Genomic DNA, 608 nt, shown 5'->3' on the forward strand with positions numbered 1-608 from the left:
CCACGATCTCGCTGGCGGTGGTGCCGGGGTGGGCGGCGATGTCGGTGGGGAGGATCAGGACCGCGCGGGTGGTGGCGGAGTGACAGCCGCCCGGGGGCTCCGGGATGGCGCCCTCGCCGATCTTCAACAGGGCCCGGCCCAGCAGGAAGAGCTCGACTCCGTTCATGAGGACAAGATACATCCATAGTGATCCATCCATATTGATACATCTCTTTGGATGCACTACGGTGAAGGCAGTGCGACGGACGGACCGTCAGCACCCGGAGGGGGAACACCACCATGCCCACTGCCAGCCTCACCGTCCCCGGCGCGACCCTGCACTACGAGGTGCGCGGGACCGGCCCGGTCCTGCTCGTCTCGCAGAGCGGCGAGGGTGACGCCGAGCGCAGCACCGACCTGGTGGCGGGCCTCACCGACGCGTACACCGTGGTGACGTACGACCGGCGGGGCCTGTCCCGCAGCCGGCTGGACGCACCGGAGCGCGGCGCGAGCCTGGCCGAGCACGCCGAGGACGTGCACCGGCTGCTGACCGCCGTCACCGACGCGATCGCCGCCGGGGGCGACATCCGCGGCTACTACGTGTGGTCCCTGCTGGTCAACTACGAATG

Annotated in this window: 1 protein-coding gene; it reads left to right on the plus strand. The window is 69.6% G+C overall.

The annotated features are described in order from the left end of the window. Positions 1 to 279 precede the first annotated feature (279 nt). A partial coding sequence (locus tag ABD323_RS43830; protein WP_486327189.1) for an alpha/beta fold hydrolase occupies positions 280 to 608 on the plus strand: 329 nt, incomplete at its 3' end.

The organism is Kitasatospora nipponensis (genome assembly GCF_039528135.1).
Lineage (GTDB): Bacteria > Actinomycetota > Actinomycetes > Streptomycetales > Streptomycetaceae > Kitasatospora > Kitasatospora nipponensis.